Origin of the sequence: Mesorhizobium sp. C268A, assembly GCF_040324475.1 — a bacterium.
In the GTDB taxonomy this organism is placed as follows: domain Bacteria; phylum Pseudomonadota; class Alphaproteobacteria; order Rhizobiales; family Rhizobiaceae; genus Mesorhizobium.
Genome location: NZ_JAMYVX010000001.1, coordinates 213,151 through 239,741, shown reverse-complemented (window position 1 = coordinate 239,741; position 26,591 = coordinate 213,151). Strand labels below are relative to the sequence as shown.

20 protein-coding genes and 3 pseudogenes are annotated in these 26,591 nt (G+C 61.0%); 13 read left to right on the top strand and 10 right to left on the bottom strand.

Annotated features, from left to right (window positions below):
* The 5 genes from trbL to NKL06_RS01165 are packed head-to-tail and all read left to right on the top strand — an operon-like array spanning position 1 to position 4,654.
* Positions 1-1,362: a P-type conjugative transfer protein TrbL gene (gene trbL / locus NKL06_RS01185; protein ID WP_352504299.1), complete on the top strand. Its 1,362-nt coding sequence runs from the start codon at positions 1-3 to the stop codon at positions 1,360-1,362.
* A gap of 2 nt (positions 1,363-1,364) precedes the next feature.
* Positions 1,365-2,048, top strand: coding sequence for a conjugal transfer protein TrbF (gene trbF / locus NKL06_RS01180; protein WP_023697518.1), 684 nt, complete (start codon positions 1,365-1,367; stop codon positions 2,046-2,048).
* Entirely contained in the window at positions 2,045-3,184 is a 1,140-nt protein-coding gene (trbG, locus tag NKL06_RS01175) for a P-type conjugative transfer protein TrbG (protein ID WP_245260697.1), read from the top strand. The genes trbF and trbG overlap by 4 nt, the downstream gene beginning before the upstream one ends.
* The gene (locus tag NKL06_RS01170) at positions 3,181-4,425 is read left to right on the top strand and encodes a TraB/TrbI/VirB10 family type IV secretion system protein (RefSeq protein ID WP_023694970.1); all 1,245 of its coding nucleotides are present in this window, start codon (positions 3,181-3,183) and stop codon (positions 4,423-4,425) included. The genes trbG and NKL06_RS01170 overlap by 4 nt, the downstream gene beginning before the upstream one ends.
* A gap of 1 nt (position 4,426) precedes the next feature.
* Complete coding sequence (locus tag NKL06_RS01165; RefSeq protein WP_023716200.1) at positions 4,427-4,654, top strand: DUF2274 domain-containing protein; 228 nt, start codon at positions 4,427-4,429, stop codon at positions 4,652-4,654.
* Positions 4,655-4,711: 57 nt separating this feature from the next.
* On the opposite strand, the gene NKL06_RS01160 is transcribed toward NKL06_RS01165, so the two are convergent.
* Together NKL06_RS01160 and NKL06_RS01155 are read right to left on the bottom strand one after the other, a co-directional pair.
* Positions 4,712-5,647: a LysR family transcriptional regulator gene (locus NKL06_RS01160; RefSeq protein WP_023706929.1), complete on the bottom strand. Its 936-nt coding sequence runs from the start codon at positions 5,645-5,647 to the stop codon at positions 4,712-4,714.
* 11 nt (positions 5,648-5,658) lie between these two features.
* On the bottom strand, positions 5,659-6,654 hold the full coding sequence (locus tag NKL06_RS01155) for a class I SAM-dependent methyltransferase (RefSeq protein WP_023694972.1): 996 nt from the start codon (positions 6,652-6,654) through the stop codon (positions 5,659-5,661).
* Between the two features lie 278 nt (positions 6,655-6,932).
* Here NKL06_RS01155 and NKL06_RS01150 point away from each other — a divergent pair, with 278 nt between their 5' ends.
* From NKL06_RS01150 to NKL06_RS01130, 5 genes are all read left to right on the top strand, one after another.
* Positions 6,933-7,820 (top strand): helix-turn-helix transcriptional regulator, encoded by an 888-nt coding sequence (locus tag NKL06_RS01150; RefSeq protein ID WP_023808432.1) that lies wholly within the window; start codon positions 6,933-6,935, stop codon positions 7,818-7,820.
* Between the two features lie 106 nt (positions 7,821-7,926).
* Entirely contained in the window at positions 7,927-9,132 is a 1,206-nt protein-coding gene (locus tag NKL06_RS01145; RefSeq protein ID WP_023694974.1) for an MFS transporter, read from the top strand.
* On the top strand, positions 9,122-10,534 hold the full coding sequence (locus NKL06_RS01140) for a hypothetical protein (RefSeq protein ID WP_155921727.1): 1,413 nt from the start codon (positions 9,122-9,124) through the stop codon (positions 10,532-10,534). Before NKL06_RS01145 ends, NKL06_RS01140 begins: the two co-directional genes overlap by 11 nt.
* Positions 10,535-10,894: 360 nt before the next feature.
* Entirely contained in the window at positions 10,895-11,485 is a 591-nt protein-coding gene (locus tag NKL06_RS01135; RefSeq protein ID WP_031198904.1) for an ankyrin repeat domain-containing protein, read from the top strand.
* A 12-nt stretch (positions 11,486-11,497) separates the two neighbouring features.
* Complete coding sequence (locus NKL06_RS01130; RefSeq protein ID WP_023707420.1) at positions 11,498-12,001, top strand: YHS domain-containing (seleno)protein; 504 nt, start codon at positions 11,498-11,500, stop codon at positions 11,999-12,001.
* A 15-nt stretch (positions 12,002-12,016) separates the two neighbouring features.
* On the opposite strand, the gene NKL06_RS01125 is transcribed toward NKL06_RS01130, so the two are convergent.
* Entirely contained in the window at positions 12,017-14,197 is a 2,181-nt protein-coding gene (locus NKL06_RS01125; protein ID WP_023694976.1) for an adenylate/guanylate cyclase domain-containing protein, read from the bottom strand.
* Between the two features lie 428 nt (positions 14,198-14,625).
* Between NKL06_RS01125 and NKL06_RS01120 the strand changes: the two genes are divergently transcribed.
* Positions 14,626-15,810: an acyltransferase family protein gene (locus NKL06_RS01120; protein ID WP_031198854.1), complete on the top strand. Its 1,185-nt coding sequence runs from the start codon at positions 14,626-14,628 to the stop codon at positions 15,808-15,810.
* Positions 15,811-16,507: 697 nt separating this feature from the next.
* On the opposite strand, the pseudogene NKL06_RS01115 reads toward NKL06_RS01120, so the two are convergent.
* Both NKL06_RS01115 and NKL06_RS01110 read right to left on the bottom strand, forming a co-directional pair.
* Positions 16,508-16,786 (bottom strand): annotated as a pseudogene (locus tag NKL06_RS01115) (Zn-dependent hydrolase); the annotation flags it as partial.
* A pseudogene (locus NKL06_RS01110) lies at positions 16,783-17,364 on the bottom strand (BtpA/SgcQ family protein); the annotation flags it as partial. The pseudogenes NKL06_RS01115 and NKL06_RS01110, both read right to left, overlap by 4 nt.
* Between NKL06_RS01110 and NKL06_RS01105 the strand changes: the two are divergent.
* A pseudogene (locus NKL06_RS01105) lies at positions 17,364-17,627 on the top strand (M20/M25/M40 family metallo-hydrolase); the annotation flags it as partial. The pseudogenes NKL06_RS01110 and NKL06_RS01105 sit on opposite strands and share 1 nt — an antisense overlap.
* Before the next feature lie 94 nt (positions 17,628-17,721).
* On the opposite strand, the gene NKL06_RS01100 reads toward NKL06_RS01105, so the two are convergent.
* The 3 genes from NKL06_RS01100 to NKL06_RS01090 all read right to left on the bottom strand — a co-directional run bounded on the left by NKL06_RS01100 (position 17,722) and on the right by NKL06_RS01090 (position 22,189).
* Complete coding sequence (locus tag NKL06_RS01100; RefSeq protein WP_023670626.1) at positions 17,722-18,012, bottom strand: hypothetical protein; 291 nt, start codon at positions 18,010-18,012, stop codon at positions 17,722-17,724.
* A gap of 40 nt (positions 18,013-18,052) precedes the next feature.
* A complete protein-coding gene (locus NKL06_RS01095) occupies positions 18,053-18,829 on the bottom strand; it encodes an OmpA family protein (protein ID WP_084567736.1) in 777 nt (258 codons plus the stop codon).
* Positions 18,830-18,913: 84 nt separating this feature from the next.
* On the bottom strand, positions 18,914-22,189 hold the full coding sequence (locus NKL06_RS01090; protein ID WP_023693730.1) for a DUF6212 domain-containing protein: 3,276 nt from the start codon (positions 22,187-22,189) through the stop codon (positions 18,914-18,916).
* A gap of 154 nt (positions 22,190-22,343) precedes the next feature.
* Between NKL06_RS01090 and NKL06_RS01085 the strand changes: the two genes are divergently transcribed.
* Positions 22,344-23,357: a glycosyltransferase family 2 protein gene (locus NKL06_RS01085; protein ID WP_023685755.1), complete on the top strand. Its 1,014-nt coding sequence runs from the start codon at positions 22,344-22,346 to the stop codon at positions 23,355-23,357.
* Between the two features lie 36 nt (positions 23,358-23,393).
* Here the strand turns inward: NKL06_RS01085 and NKL06_RS01080 are convergent, their stop codons facing one another.
* Entirely contained in the window at positions 23,394-23,657 is a 264-nt protein-coding gene (locus NKL06_RS01080) for a hypothetical protein (RefSeq protein WP_156936434.1), read from the bottom strand.
* Between the two features lie 177 nt (positions 23,658-23,834).
* Positions 23,835-26,018: a DUF6212 domain-containing protein gene (locus tag NKL06_RS01075; protein ID WP_502898774.1), complete on the bottom strand. Its 2,184-nt coding sequence runs from the start codon at positions 26,016-26,018 to the stop codon at positions 23,835-23,837.
* Positions 26,019-26,591: the final 573 nt, after the last annotated feature.

Genomic DNA, 26,591 nt, shown 5'->3' with positions numbered 1-26,591 from the left:
ATGGGCGGCATGGGCGTCATCGACCATTTCCTCGAAGTCTTCACGCGCTACATCGACAGCGGCTTCGGCCTGCTCGGCGGCGAGGTCGGGTTCATCGCGACGACCCTGATCGTCATCGACGTGACGTTGGCTGCGCTCTTCTGGTCCTGGGGTGCGGACGACGACATCATGGCGCGCCTCGTCAAGAAGACTCTGTTCGTCGGCGTCTTCGCCTATCTCATCTCCAACTGGAACAATCTCGCCCGCATCGTCTTTGAAAGCTTCGCCGGGCTTGGCCTGAAGGCCTCGGGTACGGGTTTTACCGTCAACGATCTCATGCGCCCGGGCAAGGTGGCGCAGACCGGGCTCGATGCCGGCCGGCCGTTGCTGGACTCGATCTCGAACCTGATGGGCTATTGGTCCTTCTTCGAGAACTTCATCCAGATCGCCTGCATGTTCTTCGCCTGGGCGCTGGTGCTGCTGGCCTTCTTCATCCTGGCAATCCAGCTTTTCGTCACGCTGATCGAATTCAAGCTGACCACGCTCGCCGGTTTCGTGCTCATTCCCTTCGGTCTGTTCGGCAAATCCGCCTTCATGGCCGAGCGGGTGCTTGGCAACGTCATCTCGTCCGGCATCAAGGTGCTGGTGCTCGCCGTCATCATCGGCATCGGCTCAACGCTCTTTTCCGAGTTCACCGCGGGGTTCAGCGGCAACACGCCGTCGATCGACGATGCCATGGCGATCGTGCTGGCCGCGTTGTCGCTGCTCGGCCTTGGCATCTTTGGACCGGGCATTGCCAACGGTCTCGTCTCCGGCGGCCCGCAACTCGGTGCGGGCGCGGCTGTCGGGACCGGGCTCGCCGCCGGCGGCATGGCAGCAGTGGGCGCCGCCGCCGCCGGTTCCGTCGTGTCCGGCGGCGCGGCTGTCAGCGGCGGTGCTGCAGCGGCGGCCCGTGGCGGTGCCGCCATGGCGGGCAGGGCGTCCACAGCCTACGGCCTCAGCGCGGCCGGAGAGTCTGGCTTTTCTGGCGTCGCATCCGGGCTCGGCGGTGTCATCAGAGCCGGCGCCCAAGGTGCCATCTCACCGCTCAAGCGTGCGGCCAATAATGCGGCAGGCAGCATGAAGCACAGCTACCAGTCGGGCGCTCGCGCTGCCTTCGAGACGACGGGCGGGTCATCCACGGCTGGCACAATCGGCGCGAACGCGCCCGAAGCCGGCTCCGCACCCGTCGCGTCCTCCGCAACCGAAAGTCAGCCAGCCTGGGCGAAGCGCATGAAGCGCTCGCAACAGATGACCCATGGCGTCCAGGCCGCCGCCCACGCCGTTCGCAGTGGCGACAGCCATGGCGGCGGCTCCTCGATCAACCTCTCTGAAAGTGACTGAGCATGTTCAAACGACCGTCCACGCACTACGGCAAGTCCCCACAACCCGAGACCCCCTACCAACGCGCTGCTCAGCTCTGGGACGAGCGCATCGGTTCGGCTCGCGTGCAGGCGCGCAACTGGCGCACCATGGCCTTCGGTTGCCTGGCGCTCGCCGCGGGGTTCTCGGCCGCGCTCATCTGGCAATCCGCCAAAGGCTCGATCGTGCCTTGGGTGGTGCAGGTCGATCGTCTCGGCCAGGCGCAGGCTGTGGGACCTGCGGTCGGCGACTATCAGCCGAACGATCCGCAGATTGCCTTCTACCTGGCGCACTTCATCGAACAGGTGAGGTCGATCCCCGCCGATCCGGTCATCGTGCGGCAGAACTGGCTGCGCGCCTACGACTTCGCGACGCAGGGCGGGGCGCTGGCTCTCAACGACTATGCGCGCGCCAATGACCCGTTCACCAAGGTCGGCAAGCAGCAGGTCGCCGTCGATGTGTCGTCGGTCATCCGCGCATCGCCGGTGAGCTTCCGAATCGCCTGGGTCGAACGCCGCTATCAGGACGGCTCACTGGCTTCCACGGAGCGCTGGTCCGCCATCCTCACCATTGTCGTCCAGCCCCCGCGCGACGCTGATGCGCTGAGGAAGAACCCGCTTGGAATCTACATCAACGCCATCAACTGGTCGAAGGAGCTTGGACAATGATGCCCGTACTCTGCAAAGCCGCCCCCTGGGGGCGTCCGGTTTTCCTCATCCACGCAATGCCGGCCTTCCGCAAAATGGCCCTTCCAGCGCTTTTGCTTTGCACTTCGGCGCTTGCGGGCTGCGCCACCAGGCAGAAGCCGCCGGAGATTTCCTATGACGATCCGGTCCCGGCCGTGCATGCCGTCGATCCGCCACCGCCCGTCAAGGTGGTGGAGCTGTCGAAGCCGCTGCCGCTTCCAGGCCAGTTGAAGCCGGTCGGCAAGGCCGCAAAGCCCGACCCGGAACCGACCGATCCGACCGCGCGCGTGAACTTGGCCAATGCGGCCGCGCGCGTCCAGCCTGTCCGCAACGGCTTCATCAACTCGATGCAGGTCTATCCATTCGTCGATGGCGCGCTCTATCAGGTCTATGCCTCGCCGGGGCAGATCACCGACATCGCGCTCCAGCCCGGCGAGCAGCTCGTCGGTTCCGGTCCCGTCGCCGCCGGCGACACCGTGCGCTGGATCATCGGCGATACCGAGAGCGGTACGGGCGGCGCCAAGCAGGTCCACATCCTCGTCAAGCCGACGCGCGCCGACCTTCTCACCAATCTCGTCATCAACACCGATCGGCGGACCTATCACATGGAACTGCGCTCGACGCCGTCGACCTATATGGCATCGGTTTCCTGGCAATATCCGCAGGACCAACTCATCGCTTTGCGGCGTCAGAACCAAGAGGCTGAAGCTGTGCAGCCGGTCTCGACGGGCATCGATCTTTCTCGCGTCAATTTCCGATACCAGGTGACAGGCGATCGCGCACCATGGCGGCCGTTGCGCGCCTTCGACGATGGCAAGCAGGTGTTCATCGAGTTCCCGCGCGGCATCGGCCAGGGTGAGATGCCGCCACTGTTCGTGGTCGGGCCGGAAGGTGACACGTCCGAGCTGGTCAACTATCGCGTGCGCGGCAACTACATGATCGTCGACCGGCTGTTTGCCGCCGCCGAGTTGCGCTTTGGCGCCGGCAAGAACCAGCAGCGCATCCGCATCTCCCGCACCGATGGGGTGAAGAGCAGTCGATTTTCATGGATGCGTGGCCCTGGTGAGACCCCGCAAGCGACGTCCCTCCGAACAAACAGGGGAGGGTCGTCATCATGAGCGACAGATTGGATCCCGGGAAGGAAGAGGGCCGGGGGCCGGCGGATGACGCCCGGCCGGAGGCGTCGGTCGAGGATGACGCCCGGCCCCTGACAGGCGAGCCGGCCGCGGCCATGCGGCTGCGCGCCGAGCAACCGCGGGTGACGCGTCTGTCCCGCAAGGCGCTGGCCGCGTTGGGGCTCACCGCAAGCCTCGCTGTCGGCGGTGCGCTGATCTACGCGCTGCAGAACCGTCAACAAGGCCAGGGTCAGGAGCTGTACTCAACCGACAATCGCTCGACGCCCGATGGGCTCGCCGGCCTGCCAAAGGACTATGCAGGCGTCCCAAAGCTTGGCCCACCGCTTCCCGGCGATCTCGGCCGCCCGATCCTCGCCGCGCAGAATGGCGGCCCCGCGCTATCAACAGGTCCCGTTGGACTGGACCAGGAGGAGCAGCGCCGGGAGCAGGAACTGGAAGCGGCGAGGACGGCGCGCTTGTTCGCGTCCACGCAAACGCGGCCTGCAAGTGACACGACCGTCGCTCAAGTCACGACAGAAACCGTGCCACGGCCTGATCTCTCCAGCCTTGGGTTCGCGCCGCAGCCGGCCACGCCCTCGGCGCAGGACCGGCAGCGCGCGTTCCTTGATCAGCCGGCGGACAAGCGAACCGTCTCGCCTGATCGCGTCGCGGCGCCGGCGTCGAAAAACGTCCTGCAGGCGGGCGCTGTCATCGCGGCCGCCCTCATCACCGGCATTCGCTCCGACCTGCCGGGTCAGATTACCGCGCAGGTGACGGAGAATGTCTATGACAGCCCCACCGGACAAGTCCGTCTCATTCCGCAGGGGACGCGCCTCATCGGCCAGTATGACAATGGTGTCGGCTTCGGCCAGCGTCGCGTGTTGCTGGTCTGGACCAGACTGATTTTTCCGAACGGCCGCTCCATCATTCTGGAACGTCAGCCTGGCGCGGACGCGGAAGGCTATGCTGGGCTCGAGGACGGCGTTGACTATCACTGGGGCGAGCTCTTCAAGGCTGCAGCGCTCTCCACGGTTCTGAGCATCGGTGCGCAGGCAGGCTCATCGGGCCAGGAGAGCGACATCATGCGCGCTCTTCGTCAGGGTGCTTCCGACAGCATCAGCCAGACAGGCCAGCAGATCGTGCAGCGGCAGCTCAATATAGCGCCGACACTCACCATCCGACCGGGATACCCGGTGCGCGTCATCGTCACGCGCGATCTCGTGCTTGAACCTTATGGAGGCTGAAATGGCCAAGCTGAAACTGGGGCCAATCGCTGACGACAAACCTGTCAAGGTCATGGTGGAGCTTCCCGCGGCATTGCACCGTGACCTGACCGCTTATGCCGAGATCCTCGGCCGCGAAGCGGGGCACCGGCCCGCCGATGCGCCGCGCCTCATCGTTGCGATGTTGGAGCGGTTCATTGCGACGGATCGGGGCTTTGCCAGGGCAAAGCGTTCGGAAAGTGCTGGCTAAGGGCCTGGGGACCGGAGTCGAACCGGGTCAGTCGCGCCTCCCATTCATGGCGTGACTTCAGAAATCGCGCCGCGGCGAGCTCCTCCATTGACAGGTCCCGGGTCGTGCTGCTGTCGCCATGTTTCTTGCGGTCCCAACCAGCCGCAAGAGCGCGCGCTTTGGGTTCGATTCAAGCCACACTGCCTTGATCCAACTGATGCTGCTCTGCCCACGGATCGGTTTCCACACTGTGGCGTCGATGGCGACTGTCCTGGCAAAACCCTCGCCCGCCAGAGTGACGCCTTGACCGAGTTGCACCTTGAGGATGACCGTTGCTTCGCTGGCGCGACATATCTGGATAGCGGGGCCACCATTCGCAGCGATATGCTCCAGCAATTGCGGATCCCGGGAGGATTCGCCTGAAACCAGCAGACACGTATCTGCAAGATCTGCCCATCTGACCGCAGGCTTTTCTGCAAGCGGATGGTAGCAGGGCAGGAGAACGAACAAGCGCTCGTGCGCAAATATCTCGCTACGGCACAGGGCGGCGTTCTCAAGCCCGTGCGTGAAGACGATGTCGAGGCGCCGGCGGCGTATAGCCGCCAGGCACTGTTCGAGTGGAACGTCTTCGATCTCGACGCACACGTCTGGATGTAAACGGCCAAAACGATCGATGAGACGTGTCACGAACGTGCGCCCCATCTGGGCGCATAATCCTATCCTGAGCGTTTTGACATCCTGTTGACCGCGACTACCTCCAGCCAGTGCATCCTGCAAGCCTTCATAATGGGCCCGGACAAGATCGACCCAGGCCCGGCCTGCCTCGGTCAGCCGAACGCCATGGACGTCGCGGTCAAACAACTGCATGTCGAGCAACTGCTCGAGAGCTACGATGTTGCGGCTGACACAGGATTCCCTCACTCTGAGAACTCTTGCAGCCTGCCTGAGGCTGCCATGGTCGACAGCTGCGAAGACATGGTCCAAACGGCGGAGCGTGTTGTCGACCTGTCCCAAGGCGCAGGAGCCTATTCCTGCGCGGCAGGGACGCTAACGGGCAGGGGCGGACACAAGCTCGTTTCGTAGACGTACTCGTGCGGAATGGCCGGAGTGGCCATCTGGGAGAGGTACCGGTTTAGGTTTTCCTCGCTATTGCTCGCCGCCAGGCTACAGAAATTTCCGCTGTTCCACGTCAGTGAGCAGTAGCTGAAATGCTGGCGTATGGCGTCGGCCATCTGTGCCAAAGTCACCTCATTGCCGAACATCGTATCCAGAACGAGGGTTTGCTTCTTCTCGATTTCATCTGGGGGAAAATAGCGCGCCTTGAACCCAAAATCCTTCTGGTATTCGCGACGCCTGTAGTCCGGCTCCTCGGTTGCCCGGAACTTTTCGACGAAGACGAAGATTCCGTCCTGCTTGAGGTGCTGGGTCACGAATTCGATCTGGCTTGCTCTGTTGGGCGAGTACATCTGAAAGGTCGTATCTTCGAGAATGATGTCGAACCCGTGGGCAAAATTTGCCAGTCGCGGATCTGAACGCAGGACGTCCTTTGTCAAATGATGAAAGGGGCCGACGAAGAAGTCAGCGTGCGGCGGTTCGCCATAAGCCATGAAGCAATTGTAATTCTCCGCGTTCGGGCTGCACGACAGTGTGCGTATCTGTCCCTCCGACAGTTCGGACAGTGTCCTCGCCATCGTGCCTTCCGCTGTTCCAAGGCTGTATAGCGAATGCGGACCACCACGATCCCGTGCGTATTTCAGCATTGCGTAGGCCGTCCGGCACTCCTCCTCCAATCTGTAGGGAATGCTGCCGTGATAATGCTGGTCAAAAAAGCCTTGTCGTGCCGCATGCAGGCTGACCAGGCCGCGCAGCAGTTCATCGCTCGGCAGAAGCCGGGCGTCGGCGACGGGCTTGCGGATTGGCATCCCGCTCTTGCCAGCGGCGGTCGCCGCGAAAAAGCCTGCCAGTCCGTTGATCCGTGGGCCGTGGTCGCACTCAGCCAGAAAGTCGTCGAGTCCACGCATCGCAGTATGCCTCCAACACCGTTCCATTGGTGAGATGCCGATACGTCGATGGGGGAAATTCCACCAAGATAAGTGGGGTCTAATATTTCACCGGGCTCAAGTATTGGCTGAGCCAACTGGTAGGCCTGCCGGATACAGGCGGCTTTCACTCGTTTGCCATTTTTTCGCTAAAGTCACATCTTCTACCAATCCAGAGTTATTTGCGTGTTGTTCAGCAACCCATGGTTCGCCACATCATGCGACGACTGGCCGCTCGCCAGTAAGGAGGCTGCGGATACGTGAATACTCTTGCCCTCGACCCGACCGAGAACCGCCGGTCACGCCACCAATCGCTTGCCCACAAGTATGAGAATTGGGGCAGCGTACGGGCGGACGTGGTCAAAAGAACCGGGCTTGAGCGCCAGGAAACAAGAATCCTGCAGCCAAACCATTTGTTCCTGATGAACCTGAAGGGCACGGCGTGCCGCGGAGAAGACATCGTGGATGGGCGCCGGATTGCCTTTTTGCCGCGCCGGGCCGGTTCGATAATCTTCATGCCCGCCGGCAGTGATTGGAATGGGTGGGACGAGGGGGACGCGACCGCTTCCTACCTCCTAGTCTCGATTGCAAAAGAGTTCGCCGACGATGTGTTTGCGGGAACGGCTCGCCATCGCCCGGCAGTGCTGCCGCCGTCGATCGGGTTTCGGGACGGCACTGTAGAGTTGGCGTTGCAGAGGATTGCCTTGGAGCTCAAGCAGCCTGACCCCATCAGCGCAACGATGGTGGAGTGCCACGCCACGCAATTGCTCGGCCAAATGTTGAGGTTGAACGGCTTCCATCAGGAGCCGGCAAAAGGCGGTTTGTCATCGTTCGATCTCAAGCGGGCGGTGGACATGATCGAGACGTTGTCGGACGGCAGACCTACGCTCGCCGATCTGGCGAAAGAGATTGGGGTTAGCCGGTTCCATTTCTGGAGGGCCTTCAAGCAGTCGACAGGCATGACGCCGCACGCATTCATTGCGCAGCGACGGCTGGAGCAGGCCGCGGACATGCTGCGATCGACCAGTCTGTCGGCGACGGAAATCGCGATGGAATGTGGTTTCGGCAGCTCGAGCCATTTCACGACCGCCTTTAAGCGGGCATTCGGCGCGGTCCCGACGGAGTTTCGTCGTAACTGCAGAATCTAGCCCGCCGCTTGTCGGTTCTCAGCAAGTATCGGAAAACCCCAACATCACAGTAAAGCAGGCTTGGCGGAAGACGGTATCCATCGGCGGTCAGCCGGATACGCCGCTCATGTCAAACCTGGTTCGAGTTCATCATGCCAAAGGACGGGCCGGCCGGTCCAGTCCCTGCCTCGGATTCCTGGCCAGCACGCTATCGGCGGCCGTTGCCCGAAACGGCTACTACATCGCATCCGCCTGGATTCTCGTCGAGCGAGGGTACGGAACCGCCGGCGTGGCGACGTTCCTTGCGATCGTCAGCGTTGTCGAATTCATCGCGAGCCCTCTGGCCGGTGTAGCGGCGGATCGATTTGACAGGCGATGCTTGAACGTTGCGGCAGACCTCAGCCGCTTCGTCGTTATGCTGGCTACCGCTTGCGCGCTTCTCGACATGGACGTGTTTGTGATTATCTGTCTGTCAGCGGCCCTCTTTTCGTTTTGCGACCGTGTCGCGCTTACAAGCTCTCAATCAATGATCCCCGTGATAGCTGACGGCCGCGATCTTGTAGCCTCGAATTCCGCCGTCTTCTTCGTCATGCAGGTCGGCAATCTCGGCGCAGCTTTGCTTGCAGGGCCTTTGCTGCATGATCGCTCCCCAGTCCTGCCATTCACCGTTATTGCTGCCTTCTTTTTGTTTTCATCGGGCTGCCTAGCCTTGATGCGGCTGCAACCGGTTTCGCGTGATGTCCGCTTCGCCAAAATCTCGGCAGCACAATTAGATCCAAGCCTGCGTCGTCTCATCGGCGTCTACGCGCTTCTCTACACAAGCGCGGTGCTTGTCAGCGTCATGGGATCTAGCTTCGTCTTCCAGGAGCAGAAGGGTACTGCCGCGGATTTCGGCTACCTTGAGGCTGCATGGTCGGCGGGCTCACTGATCGGTGCGGTCTCTCTATTCCGGATTGAAAGAGCGATGAGTACCCACGTGCGGCATCTCATGCTTTTGGGCTTAACGGCGCTGGTACTCATGGCGCTGGCATCTCTGCCCACGCCCTGGACAGTGATCCTTTTTGTCGCGCTCGGATTTCTATACAATCTTGGACGCGTCAGCGTTGAAGTCACATTGCAGTCGCATGTATCCATTTATCTTTTGGGCCGGGCCAAAGGCATTATGCATAGTGTGGCCGTGGTGCTCGGGTTACTCATCTTCGGCATTGCCGCCGCTGTCGGAGATCGAGCATTTCCTTCGACGATTTTCTTGAGCTTTGGCGTGGCGCTCCTCGTCAGTATTTTGTGTTTGAGCGTGGGTGTAATTCAGACACGAGAAAAAGGTGAAACGTGAGGTGGAAGAGCTAACAGCAGGCGTAGATGCGAAACAGGCAGTCCTGGGGTCGCTGACGGCACTCTACCCCTGGATGAGCCCATACCATTCCCGGCCGATCCGTGATTATGCGTTTCGCCTGTTTACGGCGCCGGCTTCGGTTCCCATGCCAGAAATCCGGCTCCGAGCCTTCACCAAACTACTCGACATCATCAGGAAGGCAGCGACACGAAACGGGTTGTCTGCCGATACCGCCTTGGAAATCTGCAGGGATTTCCAAAGGCGCCGCGTGTTGCAGACAGGCCCTCATTTGTTTCTCCTCCTGGAGCCGGAAGCCTATTATACGCATATCTTCAGCCTCCTTGGTCTCTCGGCGCATGGCTGTTCGACCTACGTTTCCTACGCCGTTTCGACGGTGAATCTCGTCGAAAAGCCACGCAAGGGACCAGGCTGGATCACCGTTGACGGCAAGCCGGTCAACGTCTTTGGCCTGAGCCGAAGCCGGATGATCGGATACAGCCTGCTAGCCGGGCCGGGACCTTACAGGTTCGAGTTGTTACCGACGGAGCCAAGCACTGGCGGAGACGCGCTCACGCTGCTTCGTAGCCTTCTGCCGAAGACGCAATTCGAGCGGCCCGCGCACGCCATCAAGGCAGCCAATCTCATCCTTTGGCCAAAAATGTTCGGAGGCCGCTTCGCCTTCCTGCAGATCGACGACGAGGATGTTGCCGACCTGGTGGCCAACCATCTGTCGGAGGAAAATTCCTGGCTACGCATGAGACTGCTGGAAGACCCGAAGTTCGCTTCCAACATCCTTGCCGGCCTCGACGGACTCGCGTCTGGCCCGTGGAGTGGCTGGCTCGCTCGGGGTACTGATTTCTTCTGGTTCTATGAAAATGGCAAACGCCGTCCGCTGCGTCTGATCGCCGGCGAACTCATCGATCCTGCGACCGGTATGAAGGTGGCGTGCTTCACAGCCCCCGACATTCTCGAGCGGCTGGCAAACCGCAGCCTTGTCCCGAATCTCCTGCTGATGTTTCTGGTTTTGTCGATCCTGCCCGGCGTGCGCGCGCTTGGAGGCAGCTATCAGCCGATCTACTACCCCCTGATGCGCTATGTCGTCTGCCGGGCGCTCAAGGCCGCAGGTGTGGATGAAGATCTTCGGCAGGCTCTCGCAAACGAGGACATACCGGGTGCCTGGGGACATCGGGTAATTGAGTGTGACGATGATCCGCTCGAACTATTCCTAAATGGCAGGAACCGTGGGTTGATTGGTCTTATCGACCGCCTGGGCGACATTTCCTTCGCCGAGGCATGTGGAACCATGAGAGGCTTCGTGACTGATCCGTCGTGGCATGAACTTCACAGCCGGTTGCGGAACGGGCTGATTGCGCCGACCGATGAGGAATGGGCTTTTTCCTGAAATGTCCTATGCACTTCCTATTTGTACGCCGGTTACGAATGGCAGCTTTGCGCCCCATGTCGGTCATTGAGCAAGCCATAGTTGCATCCGAAAGCGGACACTTCCGCCAACGGCCACCTTTGCGCTTACCGGCTATCCCAACGGAGCAACAGGCGGTTACGCTCGACGCCGCTCGGCGCCTCGGTAATCGACGCTCTTCAAAATTCAGCCTGGATTGGTGCCGTACTGACGAAGCCAGTAGCACTAACGCCTTCCCGCCCTGGCCGCGTTCGCTATGTCTGGCCGCGCCGTCCGCCTTGGATCCACCTGATGTGCCCAGGACAGCTTGTATGACCACAAGCTAATATGCTACCTTGCACAATACGCGGATTGCTGGCACTTGGAATGCTGGTTTTGGCGGCTACAACAGCAGCCGCAGGTGAGCAGTTGTTCGACTCCATCGCCGCCGGCGACAAGGTTGCCGTGGAGCAAGCCCTGGCAGGCGGTGCCGACGTCGACAGCCGGGCGCGCGACCAGGCAACGCTGCTCATCGCTGCAGCGCTCGATAACCAGCCGGAAATCGCCGACTTCTTGCTGGCCAAGGGTGCCGACATCATGGCGCGTAACTCGGGCGGCTTTACCCCGCTTCATGCGGCGGCCTTCTCGGGCAGCCTGCCGATCGCCAAGCTGCTGCTGGAAAAAGGCGCGGTGCTCGACGATGCCGCCAACAAGGCGGGTGCTACGCCGTTGCTGGTGGCCGGCGAGGAAAACCACATTGAACTGGCCGAGTTCCTCATTGCGAAAGGTGCCAATGTGAACCATGCCGAGGGGCATGGCTACATGCCGATAACGCGCGCATTCTGGAAGGGCAACACGGATATCATACGACTTTTCAAACGCCATGGTGCTACCTGCCAAGCCAAAATTCTTGGCGAGGCGAACGCGGCGAAGTGCGCCGAGATCCACGATTAACGGAGGATACAGATGAGCACGATGATCAAGCCACGACTGGTTCGGAGTTTGGGGACGGCTGCCCTGGTCGCGGTAGCTGTGGTCGCCGGCGCGGGATCGGCATGTGCCGACGATTCGGTAAACACCGGCTATTTTGGTGGTGTGGCGATCATGGGCTACGACACGGTCGCTTACTTCACTGACGGCAAGGCCGTGAAGGGCTCCGAAGAGTTCACTTATGAATGGCTGGGGACACCTTGGCATTTCGCCAGCAAGAAACACCAGGAAATGTTCATGAGCGAACCGGTCAAGTACGCTCCTCAATATGGCGGGTACTGCGCCGGCGAAGTCGTGGGCGGGGGGGTCACGGTCAATGTCGATCCTGAGGCATTCAAGATTATCGACGGCAAGCTCTACCTGATCTACGACGTCGACAATGCGGATGATTTCGCCGCGCATGCAGCTGAAAATATCCCGAAAGCCGATGCCAACTGGCCGAAGGTCGCGGCCAATTTGGAACTCGATCACTATCATTGAGACGCGCGTGTGCGTCTACCGAACCACGGTGAAGTGAAACACCTTGCTTGTATTGGCATAGGAGTAGCTTTTGCCGGCGGCGTCGTTGCGTCTGTAGACGGGACCACAGTCGGGGCGACCGAACAGGTTCTCGCTCTGCTCGCACAACAGATCGCCATCGACGTAGACGGTCTCGGTGACTAGCCGCGTCGTAGAGCGGAAGGCCGCCTTGCCGTCGCTTCCGATCTGAAGGAAGGCTGGTTGGAGACCGGGTTCGATCTGGCCTTGCAGTGTATGGCCAATGACGAGGGACGCGATCTCGGCACCCTTTAACTGGTCCTGTTCGGCCGGGGTAAAGCCGAAGCGCCATTGGGGGAGGCCCGCCTGGCGCAGTGCGGCGACGAGTATCGCCAGATCCTGCGGATTCCGAAAATGTGCATGAGTCATCTCCCACCCAGCCAAAGAGTCCACGTAGCTGGACCCTGCTACGAGGCGGAGCCCCTCGGCGATTGCGGCTTTCGCATCCGGTAGGCGGCCGCCGCGGACATACGCCGCAGCGAGCGTAAACCGAAAGTTGCCAACCGTGGACGCATCGTCGCGTGTGTGCTCGAGAGTCTCGATCGCTTTCTCGACATTGCCCTGGAGCAGAAAAACCAGCCCAGCAGTTTCCCGGTTGATCGCTGAGAGGTCGGGGTCGAGCCTGAGCGCCGTCTCGACCGCAGTGGCTGCCTCGGCATGATTGCCGGCGTAGAACTGAACATATCCAAGGGCTGCTTGCGCCTCTGCATCGCCCGGACCGATTGAAACAGCCTTCTTGGCAGAGGCAATCGCATCTTCGTAGCGGCGATTCACGACCTGCATGATCCCAAGAATAGCATAGGGCGACGAAAGGTCAGGGTCGAGTTCCAAAGCTCGGCTCGCCTTCTCATATGCTCTCTTTCGTGCTGGCGCGCTCTGGATGACGTCGTTGAAGGCCTCCCGCCAGATATAGATTGTGGTGCGCGCGTCGGCCGCGAAGGCTTCGGCAAAGGCGGGGTCAAGCTCCTCCGCCTTGTCGTAGAGCGCAAGCGCCTCCCGCAGCCCGGCCTGCAGGACGCTGCGTGACGCCGTCTCGGCTTGTAGATAGTAATCATAGGCCTCGAGATTGCTCGTCGGCGGCCGCGCCATGCGCTCGCTTTCCGCTGCCGAAGGTTGCATGCCAAGCGCCTTGGCGATCTCGCCGCTCATCTCGTGTTGGACGGCAAACACGCCGGCCATGCCACGGTCGAACCGGTTGGCCCACAGATTGTCGCCCGTTGCCGTATCGATGAGCTGGGCATTGAGGCGGATCTGCTCGCCGGTGCGGCGGACGCTCCCCTCGACAACGAAGCGGACGCCAAGGTCGCGCGCGACGTCCGCCAGCGCTGCAGGCTTGTTCTTGTAGGCGAACACCGAGTTGCGCGCGATGACGTCCAGACCGGACAGCTTGGTGAGGTCGGTGATCAGATCCTCGGTGATGCCGTCAGCGAAATAGTCCTGGCCTGGATCGCCGCCGAGGTTTGCAAACGGCAGCACGGCAACCGATGGCCGCGATGGCACTGAGAACTTCTGCCATGCGAAAATGCCGGCAATCGCGGCGATCGCCAAGGCGGCGGCGCCTGCCAGGATGATGACGCGCGAGCTCGGCCGGTGTGGCGCGGCCGTGACCTTTCCCGATGCTGCGGGATCCAGCAGCAGTCGATAGGCGCGAACCGGATCGGCGATGTTCTTGAGGCGCTGCTCGCCAAGACTGGCAAAGCCGACATCAACCTTGTGAACGGCATGATCAAATGCGGTTCCGGAGATACATACACCCCCCGGCTCGGCCATAGCCTCGAGGCGCGCGGCGATGTTGACGCCATCGCCGTAGATGTCATTTTCCTCTACGATGACATCACCGAGATTGACGCCGATGCGAAACCGGATGTGGCGGGGGTCGGAGGTGCCCGGGTCTCGGACAGCCATCCGGCGCTGAATCGCGGCAGCGCATTGGACGGCATCAACGACGCTGGCGAATTCGACCAGCGCCCCGTCTCCCATGAGCTTGATAATCCGACCGTGGAATTCCTTGATCGCGGGGTCGACCAGTTCTCGACGGCAACCCTTCAGTCGTTCGAGCGTGCCGACCTCATCCTCGCCCATGAGCGTGCTGTAGCCGACCACGTCGGCAGCAAGGATCGCGGTAAGCCTTCGCTCCATGTGCGGTTGTCCTGCCTCCCTAGCTCAAAGCTTCGCTGAGCGTATTCGACTGGCGTTTCGAATGCGAGCATGCTTGGCCTACTGGACAGCGATAATGCAACCACGTCGTTTTGAAGACATTGCCCTCATGGCTCAGCCTTGTGCGAAACCGGATGTTGCCGCATGGCTGATGTGGGTCGAGATCGGCCTCTGTCGTTCTTAACTGGCCACAAGCGGACTTACTGGTCCCGGCCCCAAGGCTGCCGGTCAGCAATGCGCCTCATTTCGGTCGTTCAGGCCGCGCTGACGGTTTCCTGAAAGCTGCCTGTCCGTTCAGCCTATTGTCCGGCGAGGAGATCGGCACAATTCGGCATCCGCCATCGTAACCGCAATTCGTCATCTCTCACCGGGTTGACAATCGCTCCTCAGGCGCCATGCTGCAGTGCAACATGGCTAGCTACGAAACCAGCATCATCAAATCGTCGCGCATCGAATGCCTGGACGGGCTTCGCGCGCTTGCGGCGATCTGGGTGCTGGTCGGGCACTGCATGCTTTTGACCGGCTGGCAAATTCCGATCGTCAGCGAGCCGGATCTCGGCGTCGACCTGTTCATCATGCTGTCCGGCTTCCTGATGGTGTTCCACTATCAGCTGCGCCAGGAAAAGGAGCCTTGGCAAAGATCGGAAACCTGGCTCAAATTCTGGACGCGCCGCTATTTCAGGATCGCGCCGCTGTTCTATGTCATGCTTTTCCTGGCGCTGGCGCTTGGCCCCTATCTCTACGATTGCAGGATCATCATCGACGATTTCCTCTCCAGATCGCACCAGGCGCCGGAACGCTACCTCGACGGCAGCCTGAAAAACATCGTCGCTCATCTCACCTTCCTGTTTGGGCTGGTGCCGAGCCTCGCCTATCGCACGCCGCTGCCTGACTGGAGCCTGGGGCTGGAGATGCAGTTCTATGCCGTGTTCCCGGCCGTCATGCTGCTGGTGCGCAGGCTGGACTGGATCAGGAGCGCCCTTGTGGTCGCGGCGGCCGGCTGCGTCATCGTGTTTGCGATGCGGCTGTTGTCGATCCATTTTCCGATGCCGTCCTTTCTGCCGCTGAAGATGCAGATATTCCTGTGCGGGATGCTGCTGGCCGGAGTCGTGCATCAGAGCCAGCCGCGATCTATCCTGTACTTGGCACTGGCGCTGCTGCTGGCGGCGCTGCCCTTTGGCGGCGATCAGGGGCTGGGCAAGCTTCTGGTGCGCGAAGCGCTGGTGGCGGGCTTCTTTGCCCTGGTTCTCTACCGCATGCTGCCTGGAAGGGCGGGAACGCTGGCGCGAGCGATCGCCGTGACGCTCAGCAACCGGTTCTTCCACCTGATGGGCGAGCTTTCCTTTAGCATCTACCTGATCCACCTGCTGGTGCTGCAGCCCGTCGCGGCGTTCGTCATCAGTGAGTTCGGCCACGAATTGTCGGCGCCGCTGCGCTTCGCCATCGTCGTTGCCGTTGTGCTGCCGACGGTGACGTTGCTGTCCTGGATCACCTACACTCTGATCGAGGTCCCCGGCCAGAAGGCGGGCCGCTTCGTCGTCCAGCGCTTTGGCCGGAAAACTGCGCCGGTGCTCGAGAAGACCCCGGCGGAGTAGGGCGCCAAGTCAGCCAGTTCCCTCGATTGAATTCACCTACGACTGTGTCACGCCCTCTTGTGTGCGGCGAGATGAAGGCCGATGCCGCAGCAGGGACCGGATAATGTTGTCGTAGATGTAATTGGCGACAAGCGCGAGGCCACGAGAATGAGACAGGGCCAGATCAGCTTGTCGTCAACTGTCGCTTTGACGAATTTTTCCGAAGTTCAGCTTAAGACGGTGCGCCGACTCAGCCGGAACGGGCAGGCAAACCCTTCCCCTGCGCTGGCGCATGTCGCGGCGATTTCCTGCTGTGGTGGATAAGGCAACCGAACCGATGATCAAGATGAACATAGGGGCTGACTAGGCTAAGCGCTGGCGAGATCAAGCGGTACGCGGGGAGAAAAGGCGCTTGTCGCCCGCAACCTGTTCATGGGCAGTGGTTTTGGCGGTGATAATCATCTTGGCTGGTCTGATCGGGCACAAGGCCCACATCCTGCTGTAGTCTTCGGATCAATGGATTGCGCCAGCCCTCGATCGGGTGCATCTGCAAAGCAAAAGCCCGCCGCGTCTGGGCCGAGAGCGGCGTGCCGTCTTATTGCCGAGAGTTGAGCGCCCCTGCCACATGCAACTTTCGCGTTGGCGCACGAGTGCGGGCACATTCGACGAAAGCGATGCGCCTCGCGTCTGCCGTTTGGATCAGCTTCGCCATTGCCTCGCGCCCGCCGGTCGGCTGGCTGTCGAGGTGGCTGCCGATCAGCAGCGGCGGCAGGGTGGCATCCGTGCCCTCGCGGCGGATGAAAAGGTTTGCCATGGCGTCCTGGAAAACCGCGAAGCCGCGCGCGAGCGCCAATTCCGCCAACAGGCGCCGGGCGCCGCGATCCTCGATGCTGAACGCCTGTCGGTTTACGCCACCGGCTGGCGTCGCGCCGATCCGGGCGAAGGCATCGAGCCGGCCCAGCAGCCGCTCGCCGTCGATCTCCGACACTAAAGTCACCGCTTGAGGCCGCGGATGAAGGCCTTCACCCGTTGCGGATCGACCTGATTCCACCACACTCCATCATGTTTCAGCGAGCTGGCGACAATGACGCCGTCGACGATGTCCAAGATATCGTTGGCGTTGTCGGGTGTCACCCCGCTGCCGACAAGCGTCGGCAGTCCGGCGGCGTCCTTGATCATCCTGATGTAACTGAGGTCGGCGGCGTGGCCAGTGCGCTGGCCGGTGGCGATCACCGCGTCGGCATCGAAGAACACGAGGTCCTTGACCTGCTCCTCGATCGGCCGGTCGCCGACGATCGCGTGGGCGCCATGCTTGACATGCGCGTCGGCGAAGATGCGGATACCGTTGGCCCGAAGCCTAGCGCGGAAACGCATGGCGCGCGCCGCTTCGCCTTCGATAAGGCCCTCATTGGCGACATAGGCGTTGGCCCATTGATTGACGCGCACGAAGGCTGCACCGGAGGCACTGGCGATCGACAGCGCGGGAATGGAGGCATTGGCAAGCACATTGATGCCGATCGGCCGGCCGAGTTCGCGGCGGATGCGGTCGGAGACGACGGACATATAGGCTGAAGTTCGACATGCCGGGGGCGGCATTCTCTCCCGATATGGTCAAAACCGTCGAGGAGGCCGCCAATACCCTACAGCTGCCGCACAAACAGATGATCTCGGGTGCATTCCATGACGCGCTGTTCCTCGCCCGGGTGGCGCCTGCCGTGATGATCTTTGTGCCGTGCCGTGACGGGCTGAGCCACAACGAGGCGGAATATGTGGAGCCTGCCTACGCGGTTACCGGCGCGCGGGTTCTGCTTCAAGCGGCCACCGTCGCCGCCTCTTAGGCAGCGACGGTGGCACAGGCGTGCTGGCGTGAAGAGGCAACCTGTGGAGGTGCCCGTCCGTCATTTCGTGACGTCGGCGGGCTGCAACGGGTGGTCAAGGCCGCCGAGCTGCGGCGGATTGATCGCGGACGTATGATCGGCCCACATTCAACACCTGCCCCAGCAGAAAAGCCCACCAGATCCCTGGGCCGTCATTGACGCCGTGGTTGATAAGGCGGTGACGATCTCGTCGGCTTGTCGACATAGCGATCTGCTGGGCCGCCTCGGCCACCGGCAGGGAATCCCCACGCCCGCCATGGACCTTGCCCGTGCCGATCGCGAGTAACTGGTCGAGGTGTGCCTTCCAGCCGTCCAGCGTCAGGTGTGGTGCGCCGTAGCCCCACATCGTTGCGGGTCCGTCGCGGGTCAGCCAATCTGGCAAGCTGTTACATCAGGGACGCGGTCGCCAGACGACTGCGAACGCCGTTCGGCTTCTGGTCGCCAACGTACTCGACTTTCGTGTCTACCAGACGATCGCTGTCGATCCCGGCTGCGGTCAAGATATCCTCGACCGCCTTCAGGCGCTGCTTGGCCAGTTCCTTGTTTGTCTTTGCAGCGTCGGCGCCGGTGAGTTCCATGGCCGCGAGAGCCGTCAGTTCGACATTGCAACGTGAGTCTCGGATGCTGGCGGCGAACTTCTCGAGGTCGGCCTTGACCCGCGGTGAAATCACATAGGACTGGCTATAGAAAAACAGGTCGACCTGCACAGGGCTGCGCTTCTCATATTGCCGGCAAGATATGCCTTGCTTTGGCAGCGTGTACAGTATCGCGCTCCGCGCCGTATTGGTGTCGGCGGCGCCGTCGTCAACCCAATGCGAAAGCACCAGCACCATTTCGGGCTTGACGCCTTGCGCCTTGAGAAAATCGCCGGTTGCATCGAGCCTGAGACCAGCGATGTCGTAGGCTTTGTTGTAGTTGCCTTCCTTGCTCGCCGTTGCGTAGAGCCGGTAGCCGCAATCATGCCCAGCATCCTTGACGAAAGCCGCCAGGGCCTTCGCGGATTCCTCGGATATCTTGCCTTCACCTTTTTTGAAGAGGACGCGATGTGCATTCCACTGCGTGCATTTAGACCCCACGTCGCGTTCCTGGGCGGCCGCGCCGAAAGACATTGCGCATCCGGTAATGACAATAAATGCCAGAACAAGGCCGAGTGATTTCTTCATTGTCTTGGCGCCTCCACGCGGACTTAATCTACTACCGCACTTAAAAGTCGACAAGGCGCGACGCGTCCCGACAACCCGCGCCCCTCAGTCCCACACCAGCAACAGCTTGCGCCAGAAAGCATTGGACGGCATCGGCTTCGAGCCGAATGGCAGCCGGATTGCCAGATAGATCGTCAGCCACTTGCGATCGACCTCCCGGGTCGAAACTTTCAGGTCATGCAGTTCGAACGGTCTCGAGACGCGCGTCCATCCCGAGAATGACAGCGCGCCGACAGGTGCATCGTGTTTCCACACGAGTTTTTCTTCCTGCCTGCCGAGCGCCATGGCGAACTCGAATGGGGATGCTTCATCGTGGGCGATCTCCACTGTCGCGATGACACTTCTGGCAAAGGCCGGGAAGGCCGAATTGAGGGCGGCAACAACCGGACCGTGCGTATTCGGCCGCAGGAATATACCGCCATTGTCGCCGGCGATGAGCAGCGTCGGCAGCTCGGAGGGATAATCCGTCACAAGCGCCGCACGCTTCAGGTCATCATTGGTCATTCGGCGGGTGCGTTGGCGCTGTTGGGGTGCGTTGAGGCGCGGGCGCCTGGCATCGTTCGAAACGACATGGCGGATATGGACGCTTGAAAAGCCGCCGAGGACGCGCGCCTCCGGGCGGCTGCCGCCGCATTTGACTGCCAACAACAAATCGCGTCGGCCGGTAGCCGGCGAACTGACCATCGCCCCTATCTCACGCGCTTCGTGCCGTCGGCTGACATCAGCCCAACCGCTCCCGCTGCCATCCTCAAGCAGCCGGGCGAAATTGCTGAAGGTCTGGTTTTCTGCGTCTACGATCGCGAGCTGAAACTGCGCAGAGCCCGTCAGTTCCTCGTCGAGGTAAACCCAACACGTCGCGCCTACGGTGCCCGGCGGGCAGACTCCCTTCAGCAAAGCCATGGTGACATTGCTGCCCCTGGCTTCGAGGAACAACTGGTCTGGAGACAGTTCGACATAGCTCAGCAGGTCCGGATCGGCATCCGGATACGAACCGACATGAGCTAGGCGCATGGGCTCGGCGGAAAGATACTGCTCGCTGTACAGCGAGGAATTCAACTCGGGCACCGTCTCTCCGGTCGCCGCGTTGAGTATTTCAACCACACCCACAGCAAAGTCGCTTCGTCCTGCACGGGCGAGAAGCGAAATTGCGGTATCCGCCCTGCCTTCGCGTGCCGCGATCTCGGCCAGCAACTGCATGGCGTCCGCGGTATTGGCGGGACCTGTACTCAACCTGAGATACCGCTCGTCGTTAACCCGCAGCTCCAGATTCCAGAGGTTGAGCTCCTTCTCATGATTATCGGTGTTCGAGCTGATGGCGAGTTGCACGAACATTTCTGTTTTCGCGAATCGATGCTTTCGAAAGACAGCGATGATCGGCTTGCGATTCCTCAGCCACTCGGCATTTCGGTTCATGCCCGTCGGTGCCGACCGGTACCAATAGAGCGGCTCCGGGACGGGGACGATCTCCAGGCCTGCCAGATCCGCGCGAAGGAAAAACTCCCAGTCGCTTGCGGAAAACCCCCGCTCTTCGTTGAGGTAACCTATCTTGTCGAACACCTCACGCCGGAACATCGCATTGGCATCGCCATACGGATTGTTGAGCATGGCGATGTCCGTCGGCCCGCCGACCGGGAAGTAGAGCACATAGCCGCTCCTGGTGTCCGGCGGCACGAAGGGCTCGTTGAGCCACTTGGCGAAGGTCGTGCAGATATCGGCGCCGGAATTTTGCATGCCGGCGACGAACGTACTGACGGCGTTTGGGAACAGCACGTTGTCGTCGTCCAGGAACAGGATCAGCGAACCCCTGGCGGCGCGGATACCGGTGTTGCGCGCCTTGCCGAGGAAGCCGTTCTTCTGCTGGATGATCCGCCATCCTCGCTGCTCGAACTCCGGTTCGAGTTCCGCCAACAGGTTGATTGCATCGGGATCGGTGCTGCCGTCATCGACGACAATCAATTCGATGTTGGGATAGTCCTGGCGTCGAACCGAGGCAATCGCCTGCGGCAACAGGTGCACCCGGTTGTAGTGCGCAGTGATGATCGAAACGAGCGGCCGTTGGCTCCGCCTGCGACTGGAGACCTTGCCGGGTTCGCGGGAGAATTTCGCGTGCAGCCCGCTCCAGGCTTTCTCGAGCGCTTCCCGCTTTTGCAGGGGCTTTGCCGGACGAAACGATCGGCTTTCCAGCACAGACGCTATTTTGGCCGCGATGGCGGAGGCCGACGCATCCATCAGGACGGCATCGGCCGACTTCGGATGGAGCACGTCACGAATGCTGCCGACATCTGTCGCAATGAACGGGATCTCTTCGTTAAGGCACGTCATCACTTCCAGCGGCAGCTGAGCCGCTGAGTGCGTCATCGCCACCAGAGCATGACTCTGCCGCAGGTATCTATAGATGTCAGGCTCATCTCGAATGGGCAGGAGCTTCAATTTGAACGGCCATTGCCGCGCACGCCGAACGATCATGCCACCCGAATGCTCGCCCAGGACATGACCAAACGCGCCGACTACCGTCACTGTCAGATCGGTGACGCCGCTGTCGGCCAGACGATCGAGCGCATCGCAGAACAGCGTCAGCCCATCGCGCGCCTCTGTGCCTGAAAAATGAATCACTTCGGCGGTTGGCCGATCCCGCGGCCTGTAGTGATCGACAGCGAATTTGGAACGCCACTCCTCCGGCTCGAGGGGCGCAGCAATGTGATGGCTGGTGGGCAACTTCCATCCCGCCTTGGCCATCCAGTCGAGCAGCGACTGGCCAGCGATGACAAGATGGTCGCACGTCTCGGCCGACCTCTTTTCCATGTGCGCGACGGTCATCTGCTCCTTGCGTTCGACCGCCCGTGAATTGGCTTCCAGCTTCCACACAAGGGGCTCATGTGCGAGCACGATGATCGTAGGAGGATCGGGAAAGACACCTGTGCGCTTCGCAAGGGTGGAGAAATGCGCCAGTCCGCCTTCAAGCGCAAAATAGACGACGTCGAATGCATTCTGCTTGAGGTAGTGGTAGGCGGCCAATGAGTTCTTGTCGCAGGACTCCGTGCCGCGCAGCAACTCGGGCGAGGGCGGCAACAATTCGAGCCGCACCAGGAAATTGTCGAAGCACCATTTGCCCAGCCTGACTATTTCCTGATCATCGGGCTGGCTGCCGAGCGGGCTCGGCGCCCAAAGCAGCGTCACGGTATCGCCGGTTCCGGCCAGATGCTGCGCCAGCGCGTAGGTTACCGACCCGTGATCGCCAGTCGCCGTCGAGCCGAACTCAACCTCCGAAACGACACACACATTGCGAGGCTTATGGCTTGCCTGTCGCTTGCCCGTGGGCATGGCGCCTGCCTTGGAACCAATGCTCAATGACCCCCCTTGTCAGGCCGCTTCGTTCGAAACAGTCTTGCCAACAGTTGGATAACACTTTGATAATCGTTTCGCGGGACTCTCAGCAGCGTACCTGCCTTTCGCGTAAACTGGTTGATGACCTCGGATGGTTGAACTTCGATCCCCAAAACATCTCGCGCGACTGGACGACCGGCGCATTGACGTGACCGATGGCGAGATCTTGTGCTTTGTCGGACTGCGCAACGAAGCCCAATTGCTGCGGCAACTTCTCGACCACTACCGCGGCCTGGGCGTCGATCGGTTCTTCTTCCTGGACAATGGCTCCACGGATGGGACCCGCGAATTGATCCTGGAGCAGCCGGACAGCCACTGCTTCCACACGGAAGGATCGCATTTCGCTGAAAACATCGATCCGCCGCGATGGATCAACACGCTCATGAATGTGTTCGGCACCGGCCATTGGTGCCTTTCGATCGACGCCGACGAACTTCTCGTCTATCCCGATTTTGAGCGGGCAAATCTCCAGCAGCTTTGCAGCTACCTCGATTCGACCGGCGTCGACGCTGTCATAGGCTCCATGATCGACATGTACGCCGATGGCCCGTTGGCCGAATACAGCTATGATGGCAAGATCCCGCTTGTTGAAGCTTCACCCTACTTCGACCCGGAGCCGGGATGGCTGCGTCCGCGCGACGGTATGTACCCACCCGAGCAGATGTTCGGTGGCGTGAGGGAACGGGTCTTCTGGCACGGCCGGTTCAAGCAAACTTTTCCCCCGTGCCTGACAAAGGTGCCGATCGTGAAATGGGGGCGCGGCACGCGTTATCACGTCGCACAGCACACGATCAGCAAGGTCCGATTCAGCGAACTGCGCGTCGCATTGCTGCACTTCAAATTCGTCTGGGGATTCCGCCAGAAATCAGCGTCGTCTCTGAGTGAAAATGCGCAGCTCAAGGAAAAGACGCTTGAGGAGCGCGCTGCCTACATGGAGGCCTTGGAGCGCAATCCGAAACTCGCGCTTCGGAACCAAAGCTCCGTCTGCTATCGGGGTGACGGCGCGCAACTCGTCGAACTCGGCTGGATGACGACCTCGGAGCCCTTCGCCGGTTTCGTTTCGACCCTGGCCATGCAACACCAGCGCAGCGACTACGCCACCTGATGTGCTCGAACTACTGAGGGAAAATCCGGCTGATGCTTATCCGCCGTAGCGGCCGCCACCTTCACCGTGGCCTTTGCCCTCTTCACCGCCCGCAAACTGGCCCAAACTGTTGAGAGCAAGCGCCTTGCAGGCTGTCGGAGCGTTCGGGTACCGGTGCAGATAATCCTCAAGTGCCTCGATGGTGCCGGTTTTAAGGGCCTGCTCGCAGGCAAGCTCGGCTTCCTTGACGCCAACTTCGGTCTTCGCCTGCGCCGCGTCAGAAAAAGCGACGCTCAACCCCAGCAGACTAAGTCCACCCAACAGTAGAGAATGAATCCTACGCATAACGCACCCCACCTACTCAACCCACTGAAACATTAGCGTCTGTTAACGTTTTGTCAACCATTCTTGGAAGGTTCCACCAACGTGGTTAACGCGCACGACCGATGAACGGGCCTGGCTTGCGCTCGGATCTCCCTTGCCTGGTTGGATCGACGTTTAGTCGCTGAACAGTGTCAGCGTGCGGAAGAACGCATTCGTGGGAAAACCGTTGGACGTTGCGGTGAAACGAACGGCGAGAACGATTGAAAGCAGCATCTTCCTTCGTGTGCGAAGCGTTGCCACCAAGTGATGACGCACAAATCTGTCTTCGATGCTCATCCAGCCTGAGAAGGCGATCGTTTGCTTGCCGATGTCCTGTTGCCAATCTATGGGCTGGTCGGGTCGAGCAAGGGCGAGAGCAAAATCCATCGCCGGCGCATCGGCATGAGCGATTTCGACGGATGCTTCAACCTTCCGGAAGAAGGCTGGAAAATGATGATCAAGCGATGCAGCGACCGGGCCGTCCGCATGCGGACGCAAGAACACCCCGCCGTCGTCCGGTGCGACAAGCAGCAGCGGGAGAGCCGAGACGCGGGGTGTAAGCAACCGCGCACTCCGCAGCATGTCGTAGTCGAGAATGATAGAACCGCCGCCGACATCAGGACGGTCGGCGGCATTGTGGTCTGTGGCGGGGCGCCCAAGCAAAGTGGCAGCCGTATCGGGGCGGCCGATCGACCCAGCAATGCTGGCAAGCTTCTCTATGGCCGCATCGCTGTTCGGCTCGATGCCGCAAAGCTCCAGATATTTCCGATTGCCGGGGGTATATTTCAGGTTTTCACGGGCACTTTCAATTTCAGACCGGTGCGCGTTCTGGGCAATGGCCAAATGATGCAGCAGGCGGGCGCCATCGGGCAGGCTCGACCTGAACGCCTCCAGGATGGGAAGCCGGTTGTCGTACCAGTTCGACGTCCGAAACATGCCATCCGGTTTCGAGCGATACCAGTATAGCGGCTTTGGAATCGTCCTGATCTTGAGACCGGCGAGAGAGGCTCGGGCAAAGAATTCCCAGTCGTGCATGGCGTAGCCCGGCTTTTCGATCAAGAACCCGATCCGCGAGAAGACAGACCGGCGCATAATCGCATTCGCGTCACCGTAGACGTTATGGATCAGGCCGAGCGCGTCGGGACCACCCAGAGGCAGGTACTGGATCAGCCCGTCGGCGCGATGTTCGGGCACGAAATCCTCGTAGAAGATCAGTTGGAACGCAGTGCAGATGTCGGCATCCGATGTAGCCATCGCACGCACGAAATGATCGACGGCCTCCGCAAACAGCGCGTTGTCGTCGTCGACGAACAGGATCAGCTCGCCATGCGAAGCGCGGATGCCGGCATTTCGCGCCGCACCGAGGTGCTTGTGCGGTCGGCGCAGAATCTTCCACCCGCGCTGACGGAAGGTAGGTTCCAGCGTATCCAGCAATCGCCTGACTTCATCCAGGTCGCTTCCGTCGTCGACCAGAACCAGTTCCAGGTGATCATAGGTTTGCGCTTCGATCGCAGCGATTGCCTGTTTCAGATAGAGCGGCCGGTTGCGATGGGCCATGACAATAGAGACCAAGGGTGACGACCCGGCACTTTTGTCGACGCGCCAGCGCCTAGTTGGCGTCGGCAAGTTGCGCGTATCCAGCCAGGACTGCCGACATTGGCTCAGGCTGTCGACAGGCAGTGGGCGAGGCGGGTCATCGAGCGCCGCCGAAATGGCCTGCGCCAACGTGGCGGCATCAGGATCGACCAGCCGCGGCTGCCTCGCCTGCGCACACCAGCGCTCGGCGTTCGCGTCCACATTGGTCGCAACGAAAGGCAATCCCGCCTCGATGCATGCGGCAACGGTGCCGCCCGTCGATGCGGCGCGGGCGGGGATGACGGCAATCGCGCCGGCCCGCGCGACGTAGTCGAGCTTTGCGGCGGGGCTTGCGTGCGCCAACAGGTTGACCTTGAACGGCCACCGCTCGGCGCGTCTCAGCAGCAGTCCACCGCTGTGCTCGCCCATGATCTTTCCAAATGGACCGAATGCGGTGACCGTCAGCCCTTTTGGCGCCATTGGCGCTATGATGTCGAGCGCGTCGCAAAGCAGCGTCAGGCCATCGCGGAAGCGCCATCCGGCCAAGACGGCAAGTTCTCCGCCCGTCGACGATCGCGCACCGGCTGGAGCGAGACGATCCTGCAACGGCAACATCGGCGTCACGATCGCCTTCTTCACCTTCCAACCCTTCGACAACATCCAGTGTCGCAAGGCTGCGGACACACAGATCGTCCGGTTCGCCATCTCGGCGCAGTATTTCTCCATAAATGCGACGGCAATCACCTCGGTGCTTTCGAAGAACGCCTTGTCGGCTTCATGTTCCCATTCTTCCGGAGCGTGAGCGACGACCACGATCGGCGGCGCGGCAAAAGCCGCAGTCTCGACAGCCAGCAGCGTGTAGTAAAGCAGCCCGCCCTCAAGGGGCGCGTAGACCAAATCGTGGCCGGACCGTTCGAGATAATGCAGCACAGCGGCGGACCGGCTCTCGGGTGTCGTCAGCGAAGGAAGCAGCTGATCGGACTTGTCGAGAATCACCAGCCGCACCGATGCCGCCTCCAGCTCGCGGTGGCGCGCGGCCTCCTCCGTTGGAGCATCCCTGCCTGGAACCCATAGCAGGGTGACGTCGTCCCCCTCTTCGGCAAAAAGCCTGGCCAACTCGACCATGGCGCCATCTTCGCCGCCATGGTCGATTGCATTCGTCACGACGCAGACCCGGCGAGGCTTGCCTTCCTTTGACCTCCTCTGCTCCTTGCCACCAACGGCCATCCGACTTCCTCTGATCCAAATCCGCCGATTGCGCTACGCAGCACAGTCATCTGCAATGATGCCTGCGACAGGTTTACTTTTCAGTGATCA